The following is a 21,941-nucleotide window of genomic DNA, read 5'->3' on the forward strand; positions in this document are numbered from 1 at the left end:
GGAGCAGCGTGTCGGGTCAAAAAATATCAGGATGTTAAGGGTTCATTAAGCTTTACAGGCGTTTACTATGTCCATCCAGTGATCTGGATTCTTACCGAGTGGTTGGAGCCACTTTGTTTGACGCCTCCCTGTTAAACTCCTGAGAGCCGCCTTATCCGCGGCTCTTTTTTTGTCCGCGTTTCGGCGGCATCCCGCGACGCCGGTCGCCGTTAACCTTCTGTTAAACATGTACTTGCCTTCACCCCGGACGAAGCGCATTTTCAAGCTTCAGTTTTATAAGGTCACGGGTGTATCGGCACAGAGCCGAATCGGCCGGTTGCAAGTGCAGGGGCGTTATCAATGAACGAGCCGTCGAAGGGCATTGCGAAAACCGTCAAGCTGGCGGAACGCCGGGTGTTTTCGCACTCCTTCAAACCGCTTTACCAGGAAGGCATGGGCCTGGTTGAACAGGCGGCGGAGTATCTCGACGGCAAAGGCCGGGCCGAGGCCAAGAAACTGTCGCGGCTGGCGGCCACGCTCTACGCGGCCGAATCGATGCGGCTGACAACCAGGCTGATGCAGGTCGCCTCATGGCTGCTTTTGCAGCGCGCGGCGAATTCCGGCGAGATGACGCGCGATCAGGTCGCTTCCGAAAAGTCGAAGGTGCGCCTCGACACCGCTTCCGCCCATGACGAGGCGGCCGGCTGGGCTGAACTGCCGAACGATTTCCTCGACCTCGTCAATCGGTCGCTGCGCCTGCAGGCCCTGGTGCGCCGCATGGACGAAGAGATTTATGGCGCCGGCGCGATGGTCGACATGCAGCCCGTGGCTCGCCGGCCCAATCCGGTCTCGGACCAGATCAGCCTCCTCAACACCGCCTTCGCCCGTAACTGAGAAACGTCGAAGCCTTCCCCTGTTGGCGGGCGGTCGTTTCCGGTTTGTTCACTTTTCGCTGGCATCGCTGTCCGCCGGAGGTACACTCACGGCATGGGGGACGCGATTCGCATCATCGGTATCGATCCGGGGCTCAGGCGCACCGGCTGGGGCATAGTCGAGAGCCTCGGCAATTCCTTGCGCTTCGTCGCTTCGGGCACCGTGCGCTCCGAAGACAAGGCGGCGCTGGCGACGCGGCTCTGTCAACTGCATGACGGGCTCGCCGAAATCCTGCACCAGGCCATGCCGCATGAGGCCGCGGTCGAACAGACCTTCGTCAACAAGGACGCCGTGGCGACGCTGAAACTCGGCCAGGCGCGCGGCATCGCCATGCTGGTGCCGGCGCGGGCGGGCCTCGTCGTCGCCGAATACGCGCCCAATGCGGTGAAGAAAGCGGTGATCGGCGTCGGTCATGGCGACAAGAAGCAGATCCACATGATGGTGAAGGTGCTGTTGCCGAAAGCGATCTTCGACACCGAACACGCCGCCGACGCGCTGGCCATCGCGATTTGCCACGCGCATCACCGGCAAAGTGCCGCCTATCGGCTGGCGCTCGCCGGTTAGTGATGTTCTTGACTTGTTCATGGCTATAGGGTAAGTAATACCGCAGAGGTATTACCATGCGCGTCACCGTCAAGGGGCAGGTCACGATCCCCAAACCTATAAGGGACCATCTGGGCATAGGGCCCGGCTCCGAGGTGGAGTTCGTGGCCACCAATGGGGACGTCCGGCTGGTTGCCGTCGACGGGGACCTCTCCGAGGAGGAGAAATTGCGCAGGTTCAGCAATGTTCTCGACCAAATGGAGGGGACATTGGATCTGGGGGGCATGACCAGCGACCAGTACATGGAGTGGTTGAGAGGCCCGCGTGAAGATCTCGACGTTGATTGACACCAATGTCCTGATCGATGTTTGGGGGCCAGCCGGGCCTCTGAGAAAATGGTCAGCGTCTAAAATCGCCCTGTGCCGAGGCGACGGCGCATTGGTCGTCAATACCATCGTCTGGTCCGAGTTGGCGCCGCTGATCGCGACGGAGACGGCGCTTCGAAAAGCGGTCGACATGCTCGAGATGGATCGCCAACTTGTACCTTGGGACGCTGCATTCCTTGCGGGCGTCACGCATTCCCGCTACCGCCGGGCCGGCGGTGTTCGGGAGCGCACCCTGCCTGATTTCTTTATTGGCGCTCATGCGGCCGTTGCCGGACATCGTCTTTTGACCCGAGACGCCGCGCGTTATCGCAGTTACTTCCCCGACATCGATATCATCTCTCCGGAAACGCACCCATGAGGGGCCTATCTTCCATGAAAGATCTGGCATGATCGGCAAGCTCAAGGGCACGCTCGACGATATCGACGAAGACCATTGTCTCGTCGATATCCACGGCGTCGGATATGTCGCTTACTGCTCGACCCGCACGCTTGCCGCACTGCCTTCGCCCGGCGAAGCGGTGGTGCTGTTCATCGAGACCTATGTGCGCGAGGACATGATCCGGCTCTATGGTTTCCAGTCGCAACTCGAGCGCGAATGGTTCCGGCTGCTGATGAACAATGTGCCGGGTGTCGGCGCCAAGGTGGCGCTCGCCATCCTGTCGACGCTGGCGCCGGCCGACCTCGCCAATGCCATCGCGTTGCGCGACATCGCCATGGTTTCGCGTGCGCCCGGTGTCGGCAAGAAGGTGGCCGAGCGCATCGTCACCGAATTGAAGGCCAAGGCGCCGGCCTATGCCGGCGCTGCCTCCGGCACGATCGGCCTGAAACAGGAGCTCGGCGAAGGCGTGGCGCCGGCGCCGATCACCGACGCCGTCTCGGCGCTGGTCAATCTCGGCTATTCCCGCGACACCGCCGCCAATGCGGTGTCGGCCGCGCTGAAGACCGCGGGCGAGGATGCCGATGCCTCGAAGCTCATCCGCTTCGGGCTGAGGGAACTGGCGCGGTGATTGCTTGAAAACAAAATTCCAACTACAATATGTTTTGTAAGGAATTTCTTAGAAAGTAAGAAGAATGGGTGCTTATGCAAGCCTGACATCGAAAGGCCAGCTTACCATCCCAAAGGACGTCAGGGATGCGTTGTCGCTCAAGGCCGGTGACATGATCGCCTGGACGGTGGTGGATGGCTACTTGATCGGAACGCCGCGCAATCTCGACTTTGCTGACCTCGCCGGATTCCTGGGAGATCCACCCGGCGGTCCGGCTTCGTTCGAGGAAATCGATGCCGAGGTTCGGGACGCGGTTGGGCGGCATGTTGTCGGGGGTGCGCCGAATGGCGGGCGTGAGGGCGACGCGTGACGTCGATAGGCATCGATACGAACGTTCTGCTTCGAATGGTACTGAACGATGATGCCGAGCAAAGGGCAAAAGCCTTGGCTTTCGGCAAAGGTCTTAGTGAGGATACCCCAGGCTTTGTCAGTCTGATTGTCCTGGTCGAGTTCAGTTGGTCGCTCATTTCTCGCTACAGGATGTCCAAGGAACAAGTCCTTGCGGCAGTCCAAAGGCTGCTGAAAATCAGAACGTTGGTGTTCGAGGATTTCGATGCCATCGTGATCGCGCTCGAAAGGTCTAACATGCCGCAGGTTGACTTTTCCGATGCGCTCATCGCCGAACACAACCGAAATGTGGGCTGTTCCCACACGGTCACTTTCGATCAGCGGGCTGCAAGGTCCATTGCAAGCATGGAATTGCTGGCATGAGCCTTTCTCCCCGCCTCATTGCTCCCGACAAACGCGGCGAGGATGCCGAGCAGACCTTGCGGCCGCAGACGCTTGACGATTTCGTCGGCCAGGCGGCGGTGCGGGCAAACCTCAAAGTCTTCATCGAGGCCGCCAAGGGCCGCAAGGAAGCGCTCGACCATGTGCTGTTCGTCGGACCGCCGGGGCTAGGCAAGACGACGCTGGCGCAGATCATGGCGCGTGAGCTCGGCGTCAATTTCCGCTCAACCTCCGGCCCGGTTATCGCCAAGGCCGGCGATCTCGCGGCCCTGCTCACCAATCTCGAGGAAGGCGACGTGCTGTTCATCGACGAGATCCACCGGCTCAACCCGGCGGTGGAGGAAATCCTCTATCCGGCGATGGAGGATTTCCAGCTCGACCTGATCATCGGCGAGGGGCCGGCGGCGCGCTCGGTCAAGATCGACCTTGCCCGTTTCACGCTGGTCGCCGCCACCACGCGGCTTGGCCTGCTCACCAATCCGCTGCGCGACCGCTTCGGCATTCCGGTGCGGCTCAATTTCTACACGGTCGAGGAGCTGGAACAGATCGTGCGGCGCGGCGCCCGCATCCTGCAGATGCCGCTCGGCGACGACGGCGCGCTCGAGATCGCGCGGCGCGCGCGCGGCACGCCGCGCATCGCCGGCCGGCTGTTGCGCCGCGTGCGCGATTTCGCCTCGGTCGCCGGAGACGGCCATGTCGACCGGCTGGTCGCCGACGAAGCCTTGACCCGGCTCGAGGTCGACGCACTCGGCCTCGACGCGCTCGACCGCCGCTACCTCTCGATGATCGCCCGCAATTTCGGCGGCGGGCCGGTCGGCATCGAGACGATCGCGGCCGGCCTGTCCGAACCGCGCGACGCCATCGAGGACATTATCGAGCCCTATCTGATCCAGCAGGGCTTCATCCAGCGCACGCCGCGCGGCCGCATGCTGACCGCCAATGCCTGGCGTCATCTGGGCCTCGATGCGCCAAAGGATCTTGCGCAACAGCAGATCAACCTGTTCCAGGAAGAATAGCCGGGCAAGCGATCAGCGACGGGTTCCCGGACCCGTGATCAAGCATCAGTGAACGGGCCTGCGCAAATTCTCCTCATCTTCGCCGGCTTGCCGGCGTATTCATGGATTGTATCGGCCCGCTGCCTTCAGGGCATGCGTGAACGATCCAGGTGCCGGAGCCAACCAATGATAACCAGACGCGGATTCCTGCGCTTCATCGGCGGGTCGTTCCTGTCGGTTGCCTCGTTCAGCGCCTATGCCGTCGGCATCGAGCCGATGCTGCTGACGCATGTGAAGCGCTATGCGCTGACGCCGCCGCATTGGCCTGACGGCCTGAAGCTGCGCGTCGTCGCGCTCGCCGACATCCATGCCTGCCGGCCGTGGATGACGCCGGAACGGATTGCCTCGCTTGCCGAGGAGGCGAATGCCTTGCAGCCGGACCTGATCGTGCTGCTCGGCGACTACATCGCCGGCATGCGCCTGGTGTCGCAAAGGGTGACGCCGCCGGAATGGGCTGGTGCCCTGTCGGGCCTCAAGGCGCCGCTCGGCGTGCTGTCGATCCTCGGCAATCACGACTGGTGGGCCGACGGGTTCGCGCAGCGTGCCGAGGTTGGCCCGACGATCGCGCGCAAGGCCCTGGAGAAGGCCGGCATCCCGGTGCTGGAGAACGACGCCGTGCGCCTGGAAAAGGACGGACATGGCGTGTGGATCGCCGGCCTTGCCGACCAGTTGGCGCTATTGCCGAAAAGGAAGCACGAGCCTCCGAGGGGACTGGACGATCTCGACGGCACGCTGGCCAAGGTCAGCGACGCCTCGCCTGTCATCCTGCTGGCGCACGAGCCGGACATATTTCCAAAAGTGCCGTGGCGTGTGTCGCTGACGCTGTCGGGACACACTCATGGCGGGCAGGTGCGGCTGTTCGGCTATTCGCCCATCGTGCCGTCGCAGTACGGCAATCGCTATGCCTATGGCCATGTCGTGGAGAACGACCGCAATCTGATCGTCTCGGGCGGGCTCGGCTTCAGCAACCTGCCCATCCGTTTCGGCATGCGCCCGGAAATCCTGCAGATCGACCTCGGCTGACCGGCACTTCAGGGCAGGCTTCGGATCGCGTCCATCACATCAGGCTCGGCCTTGTCGCCATTGAAGGCATCGACGACGCCGAAAGCGCCGCCATAGCTCCACACCGACCATGAAAAGCCGTGCGCCTCGGCGCGCGCGATCATGTCCCTGACATAGGCGGCACGGTATTGCGCCGGCATGACATAGGCATTGCCGTATTCCTGGCGGATCATGCCGAACTCGCCCAGCGTAATGTCTTCCGGCTTGATGCCGTTGGCCTTCGCCCAGGCTTCGACGGCCTTGAACGGCGCGTCCATCAGGCCAAGCAGCTTCTCGGGGCTGTCCATGCTGGCGACCTGCTCGTCGAGATAGGCAAGCAGGCCGCTCTGCCTCGCCCATGGCGCCTCGACCTTGATCCGGGCGCGGATGGTGTCGAGCGTCACGTCGAGCTCAGCCTTGGGCACCGCCGTCAGCGGATAGGGCAGGCCGGTCACGTAAGGGATGAAGTCGCCAGCCCAGGTCGCGCCCTGGTGGGTGAGCAGGAACGGATCGTAGGAATGGAAGGTCCAGATCACGTTGTCGTCAGGGATCGCCTTCGGGTCGATCTTCTGTAGCGACGAGGCAGAAGAATAGCAGGCTCCGGTCAGGATCAGCGTCAATTTCGTCGCCGAGGCGCGCGCCGCGGCGAACAGCTTGCGCTGGCGGTCGGGCCACAGGCTGGTGCCGTCGCTGTCGCAATCGACGATCGGTTCGTTCATCGGTTCGAAAGCGACCTTTCCAGGATCCTCGCCCGCCAGCGTGCGCGCCATGCGGCGCACCATCTCGACGTAGCGGTCGAAGGTCGCGGGGTCGTCCATCACCTCAGCCATGCCGATCTTGCGGCTGCCGCCGGCCGGGATCAGGTGCATGTCGACGATGACCTTCAGCCCGGCGCGGTTGATCATGCGCGCCGAGTCCAGCACGCTGGCATAGAGCTCGTCGCGAAGGCCGGATGTCTTGTCCGAGAGGAAAGGCGACGGGTCGACCGGCATGCGCAGGAAATCGAAGCCGGCATCCTTCAGCGCCTTGAGGTCATCCTCATTGAGGAACTTGCGCCATTCCGGGTAGGGCAGGATGGCTTTGGCATCGCCCCACCGATCCTCGCTCGGCCAGGTGATCCACTGGTCGAGGTTGAGACCGCGCTTCATCGAGAAGGTCGCCGCCTCACCCGAAAGTGTCGAAGCCGCCAGCGCCAGCACGACTGCCGTCAAGGTCTTGATCATCGTCGTCAACAGTGCCATCGGATCATTGCGCCAAAAATACCTGCCGTGTCGGCATCCAAAAGGGAAGCGCAATGGGCGATCATGGTGAATCCACGGCATTGCTGGCTGGGCTCTCCGGCGCGCTGACGACGTCCGGCCACCGGCTGATGGCGCGGGTCTATTATGCCGACACCGACTTCTCGGGCGTCGTCTACCACGCGCGCTATCTCGAATTCCTCGAGCGCGGCCGCTCCGACTATCTCAGGCTCACCGGCGTGCATCACACCGAACTCGCCGAAGGCAAGCATGGCGAGAAGATCGTCTGGGTGGTGCGCCGCATGGAGATCGACTTTCGCGTCCCCGCCCGCATCGATGACATTCTGACCGTCGACACCCGCACGCAGGAGATTTCCGGCGCGCGCATCTTCATGGCGCAGCAACTCAAGCGGGGCGACGAGGTGCTGGTCGAGGCCAAGGTCGAGGCGGCGATCATCGGCGAGAACGGCCGGCCGCGCCGGTTTCCAAAAGAATGGGTCGCGGCGTTTATGCCAAAGACCTCCGGCTAGACCCCTGGTCTCAGCCGCTGGCAAATACCGGTCGCCCTGCTCCGGGCGCGGCAATGCGCCGCGCCTTATATACTAACCCATCCTTAACCATAACGGTTCATGAAGAGATTGGTGAAGATTGGCGTTATCCAACGCCTTCCTTTCACCAATATTTGCCCCGAAAAGGCCGCTAACGGCACGGTTTGGGGTGTCCGGTAGCTTCGTGCGAACCGACCACAAGGGATGCCATGGGCCAGCCGCCAGCTTCGCCCGGAAAATCTTAAGGACGTAACGATGGAAAATATCGCACTCGCCGACCCGGGCGCGCAATTGTCGATTTGGGCGCTGTTCATGCAGGCCAGCTGGGTGGTCAAGCTGGTCATGATCGGGCTGCTCTGCGCCTCGGTGTGGACCTGGGCGATCATTGTCGACAAGCTGGTCGCCTATGGCCGCATGCGGCTGGCGCTGAACCGCTTCGAGCAGGTCTTCTGGTCCGGGCAGTCGCTGGAGGAGCTCTACCGCACCCTCGCCGACCGCAAGACGACAGGCATGGGCGCCATTTTCGTTGCCGCCATGCGCGAATGGAAGAAGAGTTTCGAGAAAGGCGCCAAGTCGCCGCTCGGCCTGCAGACCCGCATCGACAAGGCCATGGACCTGGCGCTGACGCGCGAGATGGAGAAGCTCGAAGGCCGCCTCGGCTTCCTCGCCACCACCGGCTCGGCGGCACCCTTCATCGGCCTGTTCGGCACCGTCATCGGCATCATGACCTCGTTCCAGGCCATTGCCGGTTCCAAGAACACCAGCCTGGCGGTGGTCGCGCCCGGCATCGCCGAGGCGCTGCTGGCGACAGCCATCGGCCTGCTCGCCGCCATTCCCGCGGTCATCGCCTACAACAAGCTGTCGTCCGACGCGAGCAAGATCGCGGTGCGCATGGAAGGGTTCTCCGACGAGTTCTCCGCCATACTCTCGCGCCAAATCGATGAAAAAGTCGCGCCGAAGGCCTGAGGAGTAACTGATGGGTATGTCCGTAGGCATGGGTGGAGGACGCGGCGGGCGCGGCCACAGGCGGCGCGGCCGCCATCACGCGCTGATGTCGGAAATCAACGTCACGCCGATGGTCGATGTGATGTTGGTGCTTTTGATCATCTTCATGGTCGCGGCACCTATGCTGACGGTCGGCGTGCCGATCGATCTGCCGGACACGCAGGCCAAGGCGATGAATGCCGACACGCAGCCGATCACCGTTTCGATCGACGCCACCGGCAAGATTTTCCTGCAGGAGACCGAGATTCCGATGGACGAGTTGGTCGCCAAGCTGCAGGCGATTTCCAAGACCGGCTACGAGGAACGCATCTTCATTCGTGGCGACAAGTCGACCGACTACGGCACGGCGATGAAGGTCATGGCCCGCATTTCGGCCGCTGGCTACAAGAACATCGGCCTGGTTTCACTGCAGGAACAGGATCAATAGACCCACGATGAGGACCGGCCTCACCACATCGGTGATCCTGCATACGGCGGCGCTGGCCTTCGGCCTGTTCACGCTGTCGGCGCCGGCCGCGCTGCCGTCGGCCGACGTGGAGTCGGTCGCGGTCGATATCGTGCCGATGGAAGCCATCGCGCAGACGCTGCAGGGCGACAAGAAGGCCGTGATGCATGAGAAGCCGGCGCCAACGCCGACCAAGCGTCCCGATATCGTGCCCGATGCGCAGAAAGTGGGCGAGAACAGCACCGACACGGACAAACCGATAACGCCGGAAGCCAAGCCGAAACCGGTCGACACGACGTCGGCCCCGCCCCCCGCGCCCACGCCCAAGGAACAGCCGAAGACCGAGGACGTGCCGAAACCGCAGGAAAAGCCGAAACCCACTCCGGCGACGGAAGTGGCGCCGGCGCCGACGCCCAAGGAAGAGGTCAAGCCCGAGCCGGTCAAGCAGACGGAACCCAAGCCGACACCGGCCAAGCCGGCGCCGACCCCGCCGCCGCAGGACAAGACCGCCGCTATCGATCCGACGCCCGAGGTCAAGCCGGATGCCGTCGCCGAAGCGATAGCCAAGGATCCGCCGACCGAAGAGACGCAACTGCCGAGTTCGGCGCCCGCGCCGGAAGCGCGGCCGAAACCGCAGCCGGCACAGGCCGAAAGCGCCAAGGCGCCGGACCGCAAGGATGCGGAAAAGCCGGTCAAGGAAGCGTCATCGAAGCCGAAGTCAGATGAAAAGCAGTACAATGCCGACGAGATATCAGCCCTGCTCGACAAGCAGAAACCGTCCGGCGGCGGCGCCAAGCGCTCGACGCAGCAGGCTTCGCTCGGCGGTGACAAGGATCAGGGCCAGAAGCTGTCGAAGTCGGAGCAGGGGGCCCTGGAAGATCAGCTCGGTCATTGCTGGACCCTTCCGGTTGGCCTCGAAGGGTCCGAGGATTTCACCGTGGTCATCCGCTTCAACCTGGACGCCTCGGGCAAGCTGGAAGGCCGCCCGACTGTCGAAAAGTCCAGCGGCAACCCCCAATTCGACGCCAGTGCGGTTCGCGCCGTGCAGAAATGCGACGTTGCCGGATTGCAGGTTCCCGCGGGGAAGCAGGACATATGGTCTGACGTTCGCGTCAACTTCGATCCAAGAGCGATGCTTGGCCTTTAGCCTGAGCACCCACAAATCAGCAAGAGAAGCGAGAAGACATGAAATCCATCCTCAAGCCGCTCCTGATGGTCGCCGCGATGGCGATGGGCATAATCTCTGTCGCCACCTTGCCTGCTCGGGCAACCCTCGAGCTCAACGTCAACAAAGGCAATGTCGAGCCGATGCCGATCGCCATCCCCGACTTTCAGGGAGAGCTCGGAGCGCAGATATCGGCAATCGTCACAGCCGATCTGAAACGGTCAGGACTGTTCGCGCCGATCGACAAGGCCGCCTTTGTCGAAAAGATCTCGAACCCCGACGCCCCTCCCCGTTATGAAGACTGGAAGGTCATCAACGCGCAGGCTCTGGTGACTGGAAGCGTCAGCAAGGAAGCGGATGGCCGCATCCGCGCCCAGTACCGGCTGTGGGACATTTTTGGCAACACGCAGCTGGCCGGCGAGCAGTTTTTCGCCAACGACGCCAATCAACGCCGCGTCGCCCACATCATCGCCGATGCGATCTATGAGAAGATCACCGGCGAGAAGGGCTATTTCGACACACGCGTGGTCTTCATCGACGAGTCCGGCGCTAAGAACGCGCGCAAGAAGCGCCTCGCCATCATGGACCAGGACGGCGCCAATGTGCGCTATCTCTCGGACGGCAGGTCGATCGTGCTGACGCCGCGTTTCTCGCCGAACCGGCAGGAAATCACCTACATGTCCTATGAGAGCGGGCAGCCCCGGGTCTATCTCCTGCAGATCGAGACCGGGCAACGCGAACTGGTCGGCAATTTTCCGGGCATGACGTTCGCGCCGCGCTTCTCGCCCGACGGCCAGAAGGTGATCATGAGCCTGCTGCGCGACGACGGCAATTCCAACATCTTCGCCATGGACCTGCGCAGCCGTTCGACCACGCGGCTGACCAACTCGACCGCCATCGACACCTCGCCCTCCTATTCGCCGGACGGCAGCAAGGTGGTGTTCACCTCCGACCGTGGCGGTCGCGCGCAGATCTACGTGATGGGCGCCGACGGTTCGGGCCAGACCCGTATCTCCTTCGGCGACGGCGTCTATTCGACGCCGGTGTGGTCGCCGCGCGGCGACCTCATCGCCTTCACCAAGCAGAGCGGCGGCGAATTTCAGATCGGCGTCATGAAGACCGACGGCTCTGGCGAGCGCATCCTGTCGTCCGGCTTCCAGCAGGAAGGGCCGACCTGGGCACCCAACGGCCGCGTGCTGATGTTCTTTCGCGACTCCAATGGCGGCCCGAAACTGGTTTCCGTCGATCTCAGCGGCCGCAACGAGCAGCCGGTCCCGACGGCGAATTTTGCTTCGGATCCGGCCTGGTCGCCGCTGCTGGAGTGAAGGGGAACTGAAGAACTGAAGAATTGAGGAATTGTGGAACGCAAAAATGGAGACGGAGGGTAGCTACATCAAGCGCGCGAAGGATTTGGAGGTCTATAAGCGTGCTTATGCAGTTTCCCTCGACGTTCACAGAGCCACGCTCGGTTTCCCGAAAATCGAGCAATACGCATTAGCCGACCAGTTGCGCCGATCCAGCAAGGCAATCTGCGCCAACCTTGCCGAAGGCTTCGCCAAGCAGAGCCATTCGAAGGCTGAATTCGCGCGGTTCGTCTCGATGGCTATGGGATCGTGCAGCGAAGTAGAGACATGGATTTCGTATGCGTTCGATCTTGATTACATTACGCAAGCCCAGCGCGAGCAATGGTTGCAATCCTACGTCCACATTTATGGAATGCTGGTAAATCTGAGGGAAAGGCTAAAGTGGTTCTTTTCATCAATTCTTCAATTCGTCAGTTCTTCAATTCCTCTTTTTTCATAGCCCCGTCGCGTTTTGGCCGCATTTCCGCCTAGGGTCCGCGCCAACTGTGGCCTATGACCAAACGGCTGCGGACGGGCGGCCTAAACCAAATTTTAACCGTGTTTCTTGAATGCCGGTTAACCCAAACGTGGTTACTGGGTGATCAACGAAATCACTCGAAACACGACCACTCGAATACGAAGGAGAGGCGGCATGGGCCGTATCGCAGCACTTACCAGAAACCCAGTCATGATCGCGCTGGTGGCGATGCTCGCCGTCGCCGGTTGCGCCTCGAAGAAGACGCCGAACAACGCGGCTGATCTTGGCCTCAACGGCGCGGGCGCGGCAACGCCGGGCTCGGCGCAGGACTTCACCGTCAACATCGGCGACCGCATCTTCTTCGACACGGACTCGACCTCGATCCGTGCCGATGCACAGACGACGCTGTCACGCCAGGCGCAGTGGCTGAACCAGTACAAGCAGTATGCCATCGTCGTCGAAGGCCATGCCGACGAACGCGGCACGCGCGAATACAATCTGGCGCTCGGCGCCCGCCGCGCCGCGGCCACCCGCGACTTCCTGGTTTCCAAGGGCGTCTCGGCCAGCCGCCTCAAGACGATTTCCTACGGCAAGGAACGTCCGGTCGCCGTGTGCGACGACATCTCCTGCTGGTCGCAGAACCGCCGCGCGGTCACCACGCTCAGCGGCGCCGGTTCCTGATCGGCAAAAATACAACACCTCTTTGTGAAAGGCGGCCCTCGGGCCGCCTTTTTCATATCCCGACGCCCGAAACAAAATTTGGCCGAAGTCTCGCGCCCTGCTATGAGCCGAGGGCGCTTGGCTGGTCTCACATCGATTGGAAGGCGCGAACAAGCTAACGATTGGACGGCGAGAGGCACATGCATTTGAGATCGGTTCTGAGCGGCACCCTGGCGCTGCTGCTCCTATCAGGCGTAACCGCTTTGGCGAGCGGTACCGGGCAACCAACCGAGAGCGGCTTTTCCTTCCATCTGCCGACACTTGAGTTGCCCAGCCTTTTCGGTGAGAAGAAAAAGCAGGATCAGGTCCAGTTCGCGCAGTCGAGCGGCGCCGGCGTGACCGGGCTCGAGGACCAGTTGCGGCAGCTGAACGGCAAGGTCGAGGAACTCAATTTCCAGATACTGCAGATGCAGGAACAGATCCGCAAACAGCAGGAAGACAACGAGTTCCGCTTTCAGCAGCTCGAAGGCGGTTCGCAAGGTGGACAACCGCCGGCGCAGAAGAAGTCCGATGCCACCACCGGAACCAACACCGACGTGGCCTCGGCGCCTGCAACCCAGGCGCCGGCTGATGCCGGCGCCGCGCCCGGCGGCGATCAATCCGCGGGCGGCAAGACGGTCGAGGACGTCATCGTCGAGTCCCCCGATGGCGACCCTGGCAAGGTGATTCCAGGTACCGGAGCGCCCGAAAAGACCTTTGGTTCCATCACCGTCGACAAGAATGGCAATGTGATCGATGCCGGCGGCAGCACCCAGGCAACCGCGCCGGCACAGGACACGGCACCAGCCACCGGCGCACCGGCCAAGGCCGGCAAGTCCGGCGGCACGGTGGTCGCGGCGCTGCCCTCCACCAAGGATCCCGAAGAGCTCTACCGCAACTCCTACCAGTTCATCCTGTCGGGCGACTACGGCACCGCCGAACAGGGTTTCCGCGACCATATCTCCCGCTTCCCCAAGGACGCCAAGACGGCGGACGCGCATTACTGGCTGGGTGAATCGCTGCTTGGTCAGCAGAAATACCGCGACGCGGCCGAGGTGTTTCTCGCCGCCAGCAAGGACTACCCCAAGGCCAAGAAGGCCCCCGACATGCTGTTGAAGCTCGGTGTGTCGCTGGTCGGCCTCAAGCAGCACGATGTCGCCTGCGCCACCTTCAGCGAGGTCGGCAAGCGTTACCCCGATATTTCGGCCACGCTCAAGGAACGCGTCAAGCAGGAGAAGGCCCTGGCTGCGTGCTGATTTTTCCGAGGCATGTCGTCGTCCCAAAACCGGGACCTCTCTTGCGCGACATGCATTGATGCTCGACATCGGGCCTGATCTTTCGACCGGAATTTTTTCGCATATCGATTTTTCCAACGGCGCCGTTGCGGCCGTGTCCGGCGGCAGCGATTCGACCGCGCTCCTTCTCCTTCTCAAACAACATCTCGATAAAACCGCACCGTCCGCGAAGCTGCTCGCGGTCACGATCGACCACGGCTTGCGGCAAGGTTCGGCCGATGAGGCGCGGGCCGTGGCGAAGCTTTGCGCGGAACGCGGCGTCGACCATCGCATCCTGGCCTGGGGCGGAGAAAAACCGTCGACCGGCCTGCCGGCGGCGGCGCGCGAGGCGCGCTACCGGCTGCTGGCGGGCGCCGCCCGGGCGGAAGGCATCGGCCTGATCGTGACCGGACATACATCCGACGACCAGGCCGAGACCGTGCTGATGCGGCGTGACCGCAGCGATGCGGCCGGCGACGAGGGCCGGGGCCTTGCCGGCATGGCGCCCGCCACCTTGCATGACTGGCGCGACTGGATCGTGCGACCGCTTCTTGGCGTGCGGCGCCAGGCGCTGCGCGATTTCCTGCGGCGCCAGCAGGTGGGCTGGGCCGAGGACCCGAGCAATGCCGATGAAGCCTTCGAGCGACCGCGCATGCGCGCAACCCTTGCCGGCGAGGCCGGCGCGCGGCGCAGGACCGAGGCGCTGGCATTGGCCGCGCGCGAGGCCGACGCCCGGACGCGGCTTGGCGACGCTGCCGGCTGTCTGGTCGAGCGCTTTGCCAGCCAGCCGGCAGCGGGCCTCATCCGGCTCGATCCGGCCCTGCTCAGCGTGGCCGATGAGCGGGCGGCCGTTTACGCATTGCGCATTCTTCTGGCGACTTCGGGCGGGATGGCCTTTCCGCCGGACCAGGCCCGCGGCGAGGCGCTGTTCGGCCGGCTGAAGGCCGGATTTCTTTGCGCCACATTGTCGCGGACGGTGGTCGACTTCCGGCGCGCCGGCATCTTCCTGCGCCGGGAGATGCGAGGCTTGCCGGTGGCCGCGGCAGCGGTCGACGCCGCCATCTGGGACGGCCGGCGCCAGATCACGTTGAACGACGCCAGCAACGCATTGTTGATCGCGCCCTTCGGGGCAGCGGCGGCGAAGCGGCTGGCTGTCGCCCGGGGCGAAACTCCGCCAAGCCTGATGCGCGCGGCGTTGGCCGCCGAACCGGCCTTGCAGCAAACCGCCGAGAGGGGTGGGCCTGCTGCCGATTGGCCGGCATCGCAAGGGTTCGTGGCCTCACCCGTCGTTGCTCCCTTTGGCCGCTTCCTGCCGTCCTTCGATCTGGCTCTGGCGCGCTCCGTGGCAGGGTTGATCGGAGCGGCGCCGCTTCCTGCCTTGCCATGGCGCGGCCACAGTGCCGGTTGATGCTGCGCGAAAGCTTAACCCAGACATGCTGTTCTGCTTGGCAAGGGGAGGTGCTCTCCCTATGTTAGGCCCAAGTTTCCTCTCACGACGCGTGTCCGCTCGCGGACGCCAACGGGACAATTGATGAATCCGAATTATCGCAACCTCGCGCTCTGGGCGATCATAGCGGTCCTGCTCATCGCCCTCTTCAATCTGTTCCAGACGCCGCAGACGCGCGGGGCTTCGAGCGATGTGCCTTATTCGCAGTTCCTGCAGGATGTCGCGGCGGGCCGGGTCAAGACGGTGACCATCGCCGGCGCCCGCATCACCGGCACCTACACCGACAATTCCAGCGGCTTCCAGACCTATTCGCCGGGCGATCCCCAACTGGTCTCGCGGCTGCAGGACAAGAACGTCACCATCAATGCGCGGCCCGAGACCGACGGCTCCAATTCGCTGTTCGGCTACCTGATCTCCTGGCTGCCGATGATCCTCATCCTTGGCGTATGGATATTCTTCATGCGCCAGATGCAATCCGGTTCCGGGCGCGCCATGGGCTTTGGCAAGTCGAAGGCCAAGCTGCTGACCGAGGCGCATGGCCGCGTCACGTTCCAGGACGTCGCCGGCGTTGATGAAGCCAAGGAAGATCTGGAAGAGATCGTCGAATTCCTGCGCGATCCGCAGAAGTTCCAGCGCCTGGGCGGCAAGATTCCGCGCGGCGTGCTGCTGGTCGGCCCTCCCGGCACCGGCAAGACGCTGCTTGCCCGCTCGGTCGCCGGTGAAGCCAACGTGCCGTTCTTCACCATTTCGGGTTCGGACTTCGTCGAAATGTTCGTCGGCGTCGGTGCGTCCCGTGTCCGCGACATGTTCGACCAGGCCAAGAAGAACGCGCCCTGCATCATCTTCATCGACGAAATCGACGCCGTCGGACGTCATCGCGGCGCCGGTCTCGGCGGCGGCAATGACGAACGCGAGCAGACGCTGAACCAGCTGCTGGTCGAGATGGATGGTTTCGAGTCCAACGAAAGCATCATCCTGATCGCCGCCACCAACCGGCCCGACGTGCTCGATCCGGCGCTGCTGCGTCCGGGCCGTTTCGACCGCCAGGTGGTGGTGCCCAACCCCGACATCGTCGGCCGCGAGAAGATCCTCAAGGTGCATGTGCGCAACGTGCCGCTGGCGCCCAATGTCGACCTCAAGGTGGTCGCCCGTGGCACGCCCGGTTTTTCCGGCGCCGACCTGATGAACCTGGTCAACGAATCCGCGCTGATGGCGGCGCGGCGCAACAAGCGCCTCGTCACCATGGCCGAGTTCGAGGACGCCAAGGACAAGATCATGATGGGCGCGGAGCGCCGCTCCTCGGCCATGACGCAGGCCGAGAAGGAGCTGACCGCCTATCATGAGGCCGGCCACGCCATCCTGGCGCTCAACGTTCCGTCGGCCGATCCGCTGCACAAGGCGACAATCATCCCGCGCGGCCGGGCGCTCGGCATGGTCATGCAGTTGCCGGAAGGCGACCGCTACTCCATGAGCTACAAATACATGGTCTCGCGCCTCGCCATCATGATGGGTGGCCGCGTCGCCGAGGAGTTCAAGTTCGGCAAGGAGAATATCACGTCGGGCGCCTCCTCCGACATCGAGCAGGCGACCAAGCTGGCGCGCGCCATGGTCACGCGCTGGGGCTTCTCCGACAAGCTCGGCCATGTCGCCTATGGCGACAACCAGGAGGAAGTGTTCCTCGGCCATTCGGTGGCGCGCACGCAGAACATCTCGGAAGAGACCGCGCAGATCATTGACGGCGAAGTGCGCCGCCTGATCGACGAGGCCTACTCGACCGCGAAGTCCATCCTGACCAAGAAGAAGAAGGAATGGATCGCGCTGGCGCAAGGCCTGCTCGAATACGAGACGCTGTCGGGCGAGGAGATCAAGCAGTTGATCGCGGGCAACAAACCCTCGCGCGATCTTGGCGACGACACACCGCCCAGCCGTGGCTCGGCCGTGCCGAAGTCCGGTGGTCGCCGCAAGAAGGGCCCCGAGCCGGAAGGCGGCATGGAGCCACAGCCGTCGAGCTAGGCCAGAGCGGTTCACCGTTCACGGAACGCCATGAGCCGGCCGGACGTACGTTGGAGCGCCATCCTCGGGCTTGTCCCGAGGACCTGCCAACGCAACCGAGTTGGCGGTTTTCAAACTCATATCCGGCGCCCAGATGTCGCCCGCGACAGCAGATCCTCGGGACAAGCCCGAGGATGAAGGTCCAACGTCCGCGGAAAACGGTGACCGTTTTATCCGCCGTATTCGATTTTTATGATTCAGCTTTAAGCCGCGCATTGCAAAGGCTGTAATAGCCGCCGCCCTTCTGGATCCAGCGAAGGCCGTTCAACGTCCCCGCCTCCTTGTTGCCGTGGTAACCCTGCAGGCAGGTCTTCATCCGCGCCTTCGCGGGCTTTTCGGCCTTGAACTCGGCGGCAAGGGTGGTCGGGAATGTCACGCCCGCCGGGGCTACAGTGGGAGCGACCGCCGCGCTGGCTTCCTTTGTCGGCTGCGGCTCGGTTTTGACCGTATCCGCGCTGGCACCTTCCGTAGCTGATGTCGCGCATTTCTCCTTGCGGAAAGCGGACCAGTCCATGCCGTTCAGGGTGCCGCCTTCCTTGGCTGCTCGATAGGTCTCTCCGCATTCCTTCATCGTCAGGGCGCTTGCCGGCGCGACGCTCCAAGCAACCGATGCCGTCACAGCCAATACCGCCAATTTCAAACCGCGCATAAAACCCTCCTGGTTGATAACAAGCAGACGTCTTTTTGTATACTGTTTGTTCTTGATATGTTCAATCAGAATCTTGCGCGTTATCGGCGTGGGCGAATTGATGATGCCGACCCTTCCCCGGTATGCAGATGCGAGCAAGGCCGCAGGCGCTTTAGCGCGCAACAAAAAAAGGCCCGCGCATCTTGCGATGCGCGGGCCTTTGTTTGGAGAATGTGGCTAGGCGGTCAGCCCTTCAGCTTGGCGTTGCAAAGGCTGTAGAAACCGCCGCCCTTCTGGATCCACTTCAGGCCGCCGAGCGCGTTGGCGTCCTTGAGGACGTAATATTGGTCGAGGCAGGTATGCATGCGGCCCTTTCCGGGGGTCTCGCTGGCATATTTCGCCGAGATCGCGGAGGGGAAAGTGACGCCCTTGGGTGCAACCGTCGTCGGCTTTGCCGGCTCCTTGGTGTAGGTCGCCTCGCTGGGGGCAGGCACGCTGTCATCGTCGGACGCGCCGGCGCCGCATTCGGCCTTGCGGAAGTCGTTCCACTTCTGGCCCTTCAACGTGTTTGCCGTCTTGGCCGCCTGGTACTTGGTGCTGCATTCGGCCATGGTCAGCCCTTTGCCGCCATCCGCCGGAGCGGCAGCCGCCTTGGTGGTGGCCGGCTTGGTGGTGGTTGCTGCAGCGGATGCGCCAGCGGCGCATTCGGTCTTGCGGAAGTCGTTCCACTTCATGCCGTTCAGCGTGCCCGCGGCCTTGGCCGCCTGATACTTGGTGCTGCATTCCTTGGCGGTCAGCCCTTTGGCAGCGCCGTCATCGGCGGCGGCCGCGGCCTTGGTCGTCTTGGCCGGCTTCGTCTCGGCGGCTTTGGTCGTGGCCGCCTTGGTGTCCGTGGTGGCTGCGGCGTCGGTACCGCATTGCGCCTTGCGGAACTGGTTCCAGGTCGCCCCGGCAAGTGTCCCCGCGTCCTTGGCGGCGTTATACTTCGTGCTGCACTCGGCCATCGTCAGCGCATTGGCTGGCGCCGCCAGGAACAACGTCGCGACCGCAAGGCCGGTCAGAGTGGCAAGTCGGTGGATGAGCATAGCGTTTCTCCGTTGCTGCAGCCCATTATACGTCCCAGCGAATCAATAACGCTCAACGATCGGTTGCGCCAGATGCCAGGTGGCTTATATATCGCCGAAAGTCGCGTTCTAACGACAAGGTGATGAAATCATTGGGCGTCAGCGCCGGCGTGGCAAGAATTTTCAGGGTGCATCTGCGCCGAATGGCTCGCAAAACTGGTATATTGTGGCGCAACAGTGTTCCCATGCAACGCGGTGGCCATGTTGTGTGCAGCGCACAACAATGATTTTCTAAGGATTGGTAACATATAATCACACAATGTGATCGAGGCGCGACGGCCAATTGTGGCATGACGTGCCGGCTAAGGACAATCAGGGATACTGGCTAGCATGGCAGGGAATTACTTCGGCACGGACGGCATTCGCGGGCGCGCCAACAAGTTTCCGATGACCGCCGAAATCGCGATGCGGGTCGGCATGGCCGCCGGCCTCTCGTTCCAGCGCGGCAGCCACCGCCATCGCGTCGTGCTCGGCAAGGACACCAGGCTTTCCGGCTATATGATCGAAAACGCGATGGTGGCCGGCCTTTGCGCCGCCGGCATGGACGTGTTCCTGCTCGGCCCCATCCCGACCCCGGCGGTGGCCATGCTGGTACGCTCGCTGCGCGCCGACATCGGCGTCATGATCTCGGCCTCCCACAACCCCTATTACGACAACGGCATCAAGCTATTCGGGCCGGATGGCTACAAGCTCTCCGACGAGATCGAAGAACGCATCGAAAGCATGCTCGACAAGGATATCGAACTGGCGCTCGCCGATTCCGACGGACTTGGCCGCGCCAAGCGCGTCGACGGCGTGCATGACCGCTACATCGAATTCGCCAAGCGCACGCTGCCGCGCTCGATGTCGCTTTCGGGTCTGCGGATCGTCGTCGATTGCGCCAACGGTGCTGCCTACAAGGTGGCGCCCGAGGCGTTGTGGGAACTCGGCGCCGAGGTCGTGGCCATCAATGTCGAACCCAACGGCTTCAACATCAACAGGGAATGCGGCTCGACCCATCCGGCCGGGCTGCAGAAGAAGGTGCATGAAGTGCGCGCCGACATCGGCATCGCGCTCGACGGCGACGCCGACCGTGTCGTCATCGTCGACGAGAACGGCGCCATCGTCGATGGCGACCAGATCATGGCGCTTATTGCCGAGTCCTGGCACCAGAGCGGGCGGCTGGCCGGCGGTGGCGTCGTTTCGACCGTCATGTCCAATCTCGGCCTCGAACGCTTCCTCGGCGACATGAAGTTGCAATTGCACCGCACCAAGGTCGGCGACCGCTATGTCGTGGAGCATATGCGCGCGCATGGGCTCAATGTCGGCGGCGAGCAGTCGGGCCACATCGTTCTGTCCGATTTCTCGACGACCGGCGACGGGCTGGTCTCGGCGCTGCAGGTGCTGGCCTGCATCAAGCGGCAGGGCCGCCCGGTGAGCGAACTGTCGAGGAAGTTCGAGCCGGTGCCGCAATTGTTGAAGAACGTTCGCATCGCCGGCGGCAAGCCGTTGGAGGAAGCCCCGGTCAAGGCCGCGATCGAGGATGCCCGCAATCGCCTCGGCAAGGCGGGGCGCCTCGTCATCCGTCCATCCGGCACCGAACCGCTGATCCGTGTCATGGCCGAGGGTGACGATCCGCAACTGGTCGAGGCGGTCGTCAACGATATCGTCGAGGTCATTTCGGAAACCCGCAGCGCCGCCTGATCTGCGCTCCGCCTGGAAGACAACGCATCGAAAGCTCGCCCCTCGGCGGGCTTTTTTGTTGGCCGCGGAACCGGTCAATTTCTGTCGAAATCATCGCCGAATCCCTCGAATTTTAGAGATTCGTGGTTAATCGACAGGGTTAAACGCCTTTTAACTTTTGCAATTCATTATCCACGCCTGAAAGCCAATCTCATTCGGACACGATCGGCGTTCCGAGGATTTCTAGGGGTGACAAGCATGTTCAATACAGCAAGAAAGGCCCTGTTCGCGCTGCTGTTCGCGGGCCTGGCCTGGCCAGTGTTCGCAGCCGACCTGCCCGAGCCGCAGGTCGAAGAGGCGCCGCCGCCGGTCTACGAGCAACCGGTCGACGTTGGCGGCTGGTACATCCGTGGCGACATCGACTACCACAAGTCAAAGGTGGGCGACATCGACTACATCACTTACGGAGCCGACCCTTGCCCGTGCGGACCTCCTGTCGGGGTCGCCGGCAGCAAGTCCTTCGACTATGGCAAGCTCAAGGGCGGATTCTCGCTCGGCGCGGGCGTCGGCTACAAGATCAACGAACACTTCCGCACCGACCTGACCGCCGACTACTGGTTCAAGTCGAACTTCAGCGGCGGCACTTCGGACGCCACCACGACCTCGGTCGAATCGTCGAAGATGAGCGCCTTGCTGCTGCTCGCCAATGCCTATGTCGATATCGGCACCTGGCACGGCATCACGCCTTATGTTGGCGCCGGTATCGGTGGCGCGCGCGTCAAGTGGGATACTGTCTACGACCCGACCCCGGGCGCTACCGAGTCCAACCCGGGAACATCCAGCTGGCGCTTCGCCTATGCGGTCATGGCCGGTGCTTCCTACTGCCTGACCGACAAAGTCATCCTCGATGCCGGCTACCGCTTCTCCCATATCCAGGGCGGTCGCATGTTCGAATATGGTCCAGCCGGCGCCACGCCGGGCGCCGGGCCGGGCTTCGACCATGGCTTCAACACCCACGAGGTGCGCGGCGGCCTGCGCTACCAGTTCGGCGGCAACAATGGTTGCGCCGCACCTGTGGTGGCCTACCAGCCGGAACCCGAGCCGATCTATACCAAGTAACC

The 21,941-nt window shown here is 62.9% G+C and carries 24 protein-coding genes; 21 read left to right on the forward strand and 3 right to left on the reverse strand.

The features are described from left to right. Positions 1-339: 339 nt before the first annotated feature. The 9 genes from LB564_RS11175 (at position 340) to LB564_RS11215 (ending at position 5,694) form a co-directional block, all read left to right on the forward strand. Positions 340-873, forward strand: a complete 534-nt coding sequence (locus LB564_RS11175; protein WP_140702380.1) for a DUF1465 family protein — start codon at positions 340-342, stop codon at positions 871-873. A gap of 93 nt (positions 874-966) precedes the next feature. Further along, positions 967-1,476: a crossover junction endodeoxyribonuclease RuvC gene (ruvC, locus tag LB564_RS11180; protein WP_140702378.1), complete on the forward strand. Its 510-nt coding sequence runs from the start codon at positions 967-969 to the stop codon at positions 1,474-1,476. A 56-nt stretch (positions 1,477-1,532) separates the two neighbouring features. Next, the gene (locus LB564_RS11185) at positions 1,533-1,802 is read left to right on the forward strand and encodes an AbrB/MazE/SpoVT family DNA-binding domain-containing protein (RefSeq protein ID WP_140702376.1); all 270 of its coding nucleotides are present in this window, start codon (positions 1,533-1,535) and stop codon (positions 1,800-1,802) included. Continuing rightward, positions 1,780-2,199 (forward strand): type II toxin-antitoxin system VapC family toxin, encoded by a 420-nt coding sequence (locus LB564_RS11190; RefSeq protein WP_140702374.1) that lies wholly within the window; start codon positions 1,780-1,782, stop codon positions 2,197-2,199. Before LB564_RS11185 ends, LB564_RS11190 begins: the two co-directional genes overlap by 23 nt. A 28-nt stretch (positions 2,200-2,227) precedes the next feature. Then, positions 2,228-2,848 (forward strand): Holliday junction branch migration protein RuvA, encoded by a 621-nt coding sequence (gene ruvA / locus LB564_RS11195; RefSeq protein WP_140702372.1) that lies wholly within the window; start codon positions 2,228-2,230, stop codon positions 2,846-2,848. Positions 2,849-2,912: 64 nt separating this feature from the next. Continuing rightward, entirely contained in the window at positions 2,913-3,197 is a 285-nt protein-coding gene (locus LB564_RS11200; RefSeq protein ID WP_140702371.1) for an AbrB/MazE/SpoVT family DNA-binding domain-containing protein, read from the forward strand. Next, complete coding sequence (locus LB564_RS11205; protein WP_224537547.1) at positions 3,194-3,598, forward strand: PIN domain-containing protein; 405 nt, start codon at positions 3,194-3,196, stop codon at positions 3,596-3,598. The genes LB564_RS11200 and LB564_RS11205 overlap by 4 nt, the downstream gene beginning before the upstream one ends. Further along, positions 3,595-4,632 (forward strand): Holliday junction branch migration DNA helicase RuvB, encoded by a 1,038-nt coding sequence (ruvB, locus tag LB564_RS11210; protein WP_140702370.1) that lies wholly within the window; start codon positions 3,595-3,597, stop codon positions 4,630-4,632. Before LB564_RS11205 ends, ruvB begins: the two co-directional genes overlap by 4 nt. A gap of 165 nt (positions 4,633-4,797) precedes the next feature. Then, positions 4,798-5,694 (forward strand): metallophosphoesterase, encoded by an 897-nt coding sequence (locus tag LB564_RS11215; protein ID WP_140702369.1) that lies wholly within the window; start codon positions 4,798-4,800, stop codon positions 5,692-5,694. A gap of 8 nt (positions 5,695-5,702) precedes the next feature. On the opposite strand, the gene LB564_RS11220 is transcribed toward LB564_RS11215, so the two are convergent. After that, a complete protein-coding gene (locus LB564_RS11220; protein WP_224537549.1) occupies positions 5,703-6,953 on the reverse strand; it encodes a glycoside hydrolase family 5 protein in 1,251 nt (416 codons plus the stop codon). 53 nt (positions 6,954-7,006) lie between these two features. Here LB564_RS11220 and ybgC point away from each other — a divergent pair, with 53 nt between their 5' ends. The 10 genes from ybgC to ftsH all read left to right on the forward strand — a co-directional run bounded on the left by ybgC (position 7,007) and on the right by ftsH (position 17,367). Further along, positions 7,007-7,480 carry a tol-pal system-associated acyl-CoA thioesterase gene (ybgC, locus tag LB564_RS11225; RefSeq protein WP_140702366.1) on the forward strand — a complete coding sequence of 158 codons (474 nt, stop codon included), beginning with the start codon at positions 7,007-7,009 and terminating at the stop codon, positions 7,478-7,480. A 273-nt stretch (positions 7,481-7,753) separates the two neighbouring features. Further along, positions 7,754-8,464, forward strand: a complete 711-nt coding sequence (tolQ, locus tag LB564_RS11230; protein WP_140702365.1) for a protein TolQ — start codon at positions 7,754-7,756, stop codon at positions 8,462-8,464. A 10-nt stretch (positions 8,465-8,474) separates the two neighbouring features. Next, positions 8,475-8,930 (forward strand): protein TolR, encoded by a 456-nt coding sequence (gene tolR / locus LB564_RS11235; RefSeq protein ID WP_140702364.1) that lies wholly within the window; start codon positions 8,475-8,477, stop codon positions 8,928-8,930. Positions 8,931-8,937: 7 nt separating this feature from the next. Further along, positions 8,938-10,095, forward strand: a complete 1,158-nt coding sequence (locus LB564_RS11240; RefSeq protein WP_224537551.1) for a TonB family protein — start codon at positions 8,938-8,940, stop codon at positions 10,093-10,095. 38 nt (positions 10,096-10,133) lie between these two features. After that, entirely contained in the window at positions 10,134-11,438 is a 1,305-nt protein-coding gene (tolB, locus tag LB564_RS11245; RefSeq protein ID WP_140702362.1) for a Tol-Pal system beta propeller repeat protein TolB, read from the forward strand. A gap of 46 nt (positions 11,439-11,484) precedes the next feature. Further along, positions 11,485-11,916 carry a four helix bundle protein gene (locus tag LB564_RS11250; RefSeq protein WP_224537553.1) on the forward strand — a complete coding sequence of 144 codons (432 nt, stop codon included), beginning with the start codon at positions 11,485-11,487 and terminating at the stop codon, positions 11,914-11,916. Between the two features lie 192 nt (positions 11,917-12,108). Next, complete coding sequence (pal, locus tag LB564_RS11255; RefSeq protein WP_127279987.1) at positions 12,109-12,615, forward strand: peptidoglycan-associated lipoprotein Pal; 507 nt, start codon at positions 12,109-12,111, stop codon at positions 12,613-12,615. A gap of 179 nt (positions 12,616-12,794) precedes the next feature. Further along, positions 12,795-13,889, forward strand: a complete 1,095-nt coding sequence (ybgF, locus tag LB564_RS11260; RefSeq protein WP_224537555.1) for a tol-pal system protein YbgF — start codon at positions 12,795-12,797, stop codon at positions 13,887-13,889. 58 nt (positions 13,890-13,947) lie between these two features. Then, positions 13,948-15,315, forward strand: coding sequence for a tRNA lysidine(34) synthetase TilS (gene tilS / locus LB564_RS11265; protein WP_224537558.1), 1,368 nt, complete (start codon positions 13,948-13,950; stop codon positions 15,313-15,315). Positions 15,316-15,438: 123 nt separating this feature from the next. Continuing rightward, a complete protein-coding gene (ftsH, locus tag LB564_RS11270) occupies positions 15,439-17,367 on the forward strand; it encodes an ATP-dependent zinc metalloprotease FtsH (protein WP_140702355.1) in 1,929 nt (642 codons plus the stop codon). 229 nt (positions 17,368-17,596) lie between these two features. On the opposite strand, the gene LB564_RS11275 is transcribed toward ftsH, so the two are convergent. After that, a complete protein-coding gene (locus LB564_RS11275) occupies positions 17,597-18,055 on the reverse strand; it encodes a hypothetical protein (protein ID WP_140702353.1) in 459 nt (152 codons plus the stop codon). 224 nt (positions 18,056-18,279) lie between these two features. Beyond that, entirely contained in the window at positions 18,280-19,119 is an 840-nt protein-coding gene (locus tag LB564_RS11280) for a hypothetical protein (RefSeq protein WP_140702352.1), read from the reverse strand. A 369-nt stretch (positions 19,120-19,488) separates the two neighbouring features. Between LB564_RS11280 and glmM the strand changes: the two genes are divergently transcribed. Together glmM and LB564_RS11290 are read left to right on the forward strand one after the other, a co-directional pair. Further along, positions 19,489-20,841: a phosphoglucosamine mutase gene (gene glmM, locus LB564_RS11285; protein ID WP_140702350.1), complete on the forward strand. Its 1,353-nt coding sequence runs from the start codon at positions 19,489-19,491 to the stop codon at positions 20,839-20,841. A 237-nt stretch (positions 20,842-21,078) separates the two neighbouring features. Further along, a complete protein-coding gene (locus LB564_RS11290; RefSeq protein ID WP_140702348.1) occupies positions 21,079-21,939 on the forward strand; it encodes an outer membrane protein in 861 nt (286 codons plus the stop codon). The last annotated feature ends 2 nt before the right edge of the window (positions 21,940-21,941 follow it).

This window comes from Mesorhizobium sp. ES1-6 (genome assembly GCF_020164775.1).
Taxonomy (GTDB): Bacteria; Pseudomonadota; Alphaproteobacteria; order Rhizobiales; family Rhizobiaceae; genus Mesorhizobium.